The organism is uncultured Sunxiuqinia sp., assembly GCF_963974515.1.
Classification (GTDB): Bacteria; Bacteroidota; Bacteroidia; order Bacteroidales; family Prolixibacteraceae; genus Sunxiuqinia.
Genome location: NZ_CAXBDD010000160.1, coordinates 1 through 5,190, shown reverse-complemented (window position 1 = coordinate 5,190; position 5,190 = coordinate 1). Strand labels below are relative to the sequence as shown.

4 protein-coding genes are annotated in these 5,190 nt (G+C 42.0%); all 4 read right to left on the bottom strand.

Features of this window, described 5'->3' with window-relative positions:
• A partial coding sequence (locus tag AAC033_RS18155; RefSeq protein ID WP_339740777.1) for a SusC/RagA family TonB-linked outer membrane protein occupies window positions 1-2,195 on the bottom strand: 2,195 nt, incomplete at its 3' end.
• A 127-nt stretch (window positions 2,196-2,322) separates the two neighbouring features.
• Complete coding sequence (locus AAC033_RS18150) at window positions 2,323-3,372, bottom strand: FecR domain-containing protein (RefSeq protein WP_339740774.1); 1,050 nt, start codon at window positions 3,370-3,372, stop codon at window positions 2,323-2,325.
• 366 nt (window positions 3,373-3,738) lie between these two features.
• Complete coding sequence (locus tag AAC033_RS18145; RefSeq protein ID WP_339740772.1) at window positions 3,739-4,323, bottom strand: RNA polymerase sigma-70 factor; 585 nt, start codon at window positions 4,321-4,323, stop codon at window positions 3,739-3,741.
• Window positions 4,324-4,414: 91 nt separating this feature from the next.
• Window positions 4,415-4,882 (bottom strand): DUF4268 domain-containing protein, encoded by a 468-nt coding sequence (locus AAC033_RS18140; RefSeq protein ID WP_339740770.1) that lies wholly within the window; start codon window positions 4,880-4,882, stop codon window positions 4,415-4,417.
• Window positions 4,883-5,190 lie beyond the last annotated feature (308 nt).

Genomic DNA, 5,190 nt, shown 5'->3' with positions numbered 1-5,190 from the left:
GCTGCTGAGGGGAAGAAAGCCCATTTGTTTTCGTCTGACAAAATCGATGCCCCGTCATAACGACCTGTTAAAGTAACCAGGTATTTATCCAATAGACTATAGCTTAATCGTCCTGTGTATGATTCCAATGTTTGTTTTGAAAAATCGCTGGAAACATCTCTAATATCTAAACCTGCCCCTAAATTATGGAACAAATAATCATCGGTTGTGAAGTTTCTAACTTGGGCGTAATATCCTTCATAACGCTCAAGGAATCTTGACATTACCGCCGTAATATCAAAGGCATGTGCTTCTGTTTTATATTTGTAATTAACAATGTTATCCCAAGAATATGATAAGTAATTGAAGTTATTTACCTGAGCTCTTCTGTTTGAAGCATTACCACTTACACTTTTGGAATACAAACCCCTGTATTCTCCGTAACGTGTAAATTTAAGATTTGGCGAAAACTTAGAGGTAATCGTTAAGCCTTTTACCGGAGTAACTTTTAACGCAATGTCGCCCAACCACTGCAGGTACTTTTCTTCTTTTGTGATGTTGTCAGCTTCAAACAACGGGTTCGTAATTTGAGTTTCCTTAGATATTGGATAAAAGCGTAATGACCCATCTTCATTGTAAGGACGGCCTATAGGCTTCAATCGATACGCACTCCTGAACCCCTCCCAACTTCCAGTGTTTTGAATTGCGTAGGTCATATAGTTCGCAAAACTAACATTTAACCAGCTGGCCAGATCCGAGGACAAACTCCCCCTGACATTATATCTTGAAAAATCTTCTCCGTCAAAAGTTCCGTTATCATTGGTATATCCCAAGCCCGCAGAGTAAACGGTCTTGTCATTCCCTCCATTTAAATTAACGGTATGGTTGGTCTGAAACCCATTAACCAGGATCAGATCCACCCAATCGGTATTAACCCCATCGGCAATATTCTGCAACTCTTCAGCATCAAAATAGTCTGAAAGCACAACATCGTCCTTCCTAAAATTTAGGTTTCCAGCTGCAAACTCGTTCCCGACGACGGCATCTTTCACCAGCTCGACATACCCGGCAGCATCTTGCATAGCAGGTAAATGATAAGCCTGTTTGAATCCGAAATAATTGTTATAACTGACTTTCAGTTTTCCTTCTTTACCTTGTTTTGTTTCAATTAAAATGACTCCGTTACTACCTCTGGAGCCATATATTGCAGTAGCTGAAGCATCTTTAAGGATATCCATTCTTTCAATATCTCCCGGATTCAAGAATGATATGTCATCAACAAAAATTCCATCGACAATAAAAAGTGGATTTTGCCCGGGGTTAAAACCGCCCTGATCTGCAGTCTGGTTTGAATTAATCGTACTCGCACCACGAATACGAATATTAAATCCTCCAGCTCCTGGCTTATTATCCGTACGCTGAATGACGACACCAGCAGTTTGTCCCTCAAGTGCGGAAATTGCGTCCACCTTGTTGGCCCTCTCCAATTTCTGATAACCGACCGAAGAAACTGAGCCAGTTAAATCAGCTCTTTTTACCGATCCATAACCAATAGCAACAACCTCCTCAATACCAATAGTTTCTTCTTGCAGGACAACATCAACTCTGTTACGCCCACCCACAATAACTTCCTGACTTTTCATTCCGATAAATGAAAAAACTAAAGTGGCATTTGCCGGAACGTCTGGAATGGAATAACTACCATTGTCATCGGTTATAGTTCCCACGGTTGTTCCTTGATGAAGTACGGTTACTCCAGGCAAGGGAAAACCTGTCGGATCAGTTACGACTCCTGTAACATCAACCAACTGCTGCGATAAAGCCACATCGCTTAAGTCGCTTGCACTCCCAGGCTTTAAGATAATTTGACGATCCTTTATCGAATACGTGATATTGGTTCCCCGAAAAATTTCATCCAAGACTTCACTTATGTTTTTATTGGTAGCCACAAGATCAATCTTACGATCAACATCAACAAACTCGTTACTATACAAGAAAAAGAAATCTGTCCTTCTTTCAATTTCAATCAATGCTTCCCGAACCGTTGAATTTTTCATGTTCAAGCTCAGGCGTGTACTCTGCGAATAAGAATCTATCGCCAGCGCCTGACTTACCACCAGGATAACTAAAAGAGCTGTTAGTTTCATAAATCTTACAAATTTGAGGACCTCGGTGTTAATTAAACCCGGATCAAACCTTTTACATTTTTTTTCCATAATTTTACAATCGTTTGAGTTATACAATTTTTCTAATAGAGGAGATTGTTTATTCAACTAGTTTCAAAGGGAGGATGTGCCAGCATCTTCCCTTTCCTATTTAGTTCTGTTACATAGGCATTTATTTTTAGTTTTTTGAAATGGTGTACCGTGGCTTCACCAATTCTGCACCGGAAGTTAACTTCGTGTCTTCCTTACTCAGCTTCAAATCTGCTGCCTGCGAAATGTAATCTAAAACCTGAGGCAGTGTTTCATTCTGAACAATCATGGTAAACCGATGTCCTCCCAGCTTACCGTTCGGATCTTCTAAAACGATGTCAGCATTGTACCACCGTTCGAGTCGCGATACGACTTCAGACAAGGGATCATTACGAAAGATGAGTTTGCCTTCGGTCCATGAAATATATTTTTCAACATCTGCAGTCCGCTTAATCAAAGCCCCTGTTTCTTTCGTGTAAACCAGCTGTTCCGATGGGCTCAGCGAAATCAACTTTTTTGAGCCAGCCAACTGGTATGCAACTACTCCTTCTTCCAGCACAACGGATGAAAAGGTATCTTCAGGAAAGGCGGAAACATCAAACCGGGTACCGGTAACCTGCACTGTTCCGTCAGCAGTCTTCACGTAAAACGGATTTTTTTTGTCGGATGAAACGTGAAAATAAGCTTCACCAACCAATTCGACCTGCCGGTTACGCCTGTTAAATTTGGCCGGATACTTCAAGCTTGTTCCGGCGTTTTGCCAAACTTCCGTTCCGTCGGGAAGCGTTGTTTTCAGCGTTGATCCAAGGGGAGTTTCCAGCGTAATCATCGTGTCAGACTGGCTGTAAGTCCCATTTTGAACAACCATCCAAAGCGAACCGATTAAGAGCGGAATAAACAGGATGGCCGCCGCACGAACCGCGTAATAAGTCAGCCGTTTCAGCAAGCCTTTCTGCTGCTTGTTGGCATCAACATTCATTTGGTGGTGAATCGCATTCAGCATTTCTCCCAATTCCTTTTGATCCAACTGATGCTTGTAAGAGGGCGTACTTTGCCAATATTCATAAAATAACAGCTCGATCTGGTTCTTGTAATCTTCGCCGTGAAACATCTGAATAAGCTCATCCAGCTCCCTTTCGGTGCAGACGTCATTCAGGTATTTCTGAACTAAAGAGATTATTTTTTGTTTGTTTTCCATTCGTTGTTTTCAGAAAAAGTGATCGACTAAAACCGCAATAAACTTTTTGCTTGTCGAAAGGTATTACGAAAAAGGGAGGCCTACCCCCCAAAAAAGAAATTATTTTTTTCGAATGCTGGATACTTTACCCCGTGAAATACACCCGAAAGGATTTCATTGGCGGTGGATAAAGGATACTTGATGTTCGATGTTAGACTCTGGGAAACTGCTATTGAACGCTGATTTTATTTCCCGACATAAAGCAGTAAAAGGCACTAATTTTAATTGGACAGCAAGCATAATCTCACCAAACATCTGCCATTTTTGGAACTTGGAATTTGAAACTGCGACTGAAGGGAGCCGAACTTGGAACCTGAATCGCCGCCATCAAACAAACAACGACAGGAACAGCAAGGTCAGCAGACTTCCCGAATTCAATCTGGAGCGGATATGTTTCAAGGAAAGAGTAATTTGGTTTTCAACGGTTTTTTCGGTGATGCCCAGTTTCTCAGCGATTTCCTTATGGCTCAGTCCTTCCTCGCGGCTCATTAAATAAATCGTCCGTCGTTTCCGGGGCAGCTCGTTTACCAGCCGGTGCACTTCGTCGGTTAATTCCTTCAATTGAACAAGTTCGTCGGCGGGTATACTTTCTTCGTTAAAATGATCTTTTAGACGAGCCATAAAATCCTGATCTTTTGTACGCTGCCGAAACAAATCGATCATCAGGTTATAGGAAACGGAGAATAAAAAGGATCGGAGCGCGTGTGAACCGTCGATGGTGGTTCGTTTATTCCATATTTTCAGAAAGGTTTCCTGAACGATTTCCTTCGCGTCTTCCCTGTTTTTGAGCATCGAAAAAGCAAAACCATACAAACGCTGGCTGTACCGTTCGTAAAGCTGATCGAAAGCCAGCACATCCCCTCTTTTAATTCGCCTGGCCAGCTGCTGATCTATGTGGGTTGATGAATTCATCCTTGTAAAGTGACAGTTCCAAAGAATCAAAAATACAATAAACAAAGCGTGAGATTACCACGAATCAGCGCTTAACTTCCGAAAAAACACGTCAGCCGCTGATTTCTTCCTTCAAAACATCACGAATCTCCATAAAATTCGATTCGAGCTTGAGCATGTTATCGATCAAAAAGTTAAAAATGTCGGGCCACTGGTTTTGCCGGTGAATGTCAAATCCTTGCTGCTCCACAAAAATACGACACACCTCTTCCCCGCTTTCCCGCACATACAAAAAATCCCACTCCAGCCCGTTTTCAAAGCCCGCTTCCAAAATGGCCCTGTAATGCTGCAATTTCTCGAACACATCCAGTCGCTTATTCTCACTCCGATGGTTCAGCTCAATCATCACCTTGGCCGACTGGCGATCCACTTCAAATTTCAGATCCAAGCTGGCTATTTTGGTATCGTACAAAACCCATTTCTTATTTTTGCCTTGCAATTCGGGCACGACTTTGCACCGCTTGCCAAACAGGATCCAAAAATTTTTGCGTAATTGCTTTGCTTCTTCGTGTGTGTACATTCAGGAATCAATTGATCGGCTAAAATACAAATGAAAGCTGGAAGTTGGACCTTTGGATTTTGGAATTCGAAATTCCCCCTCCCGCTGAACAATTTCCACGCTGGTTTGTCAATGAATCAGAAACCAAAAACACAAACGTTTAAATCAAATCCTGTGCGACGAATCATGCTCATCAGGCAAATTCTATCCTTTGTGCTGATTTTGGCTTTTGGCCTGCACCTTTTTGCCCAGTTGGGCATTTATGTCTCCTTCAAAATCAATCAGGATTACATCGCCGAGTTTCTTTGTATCGAAAAAGATATTCCCGA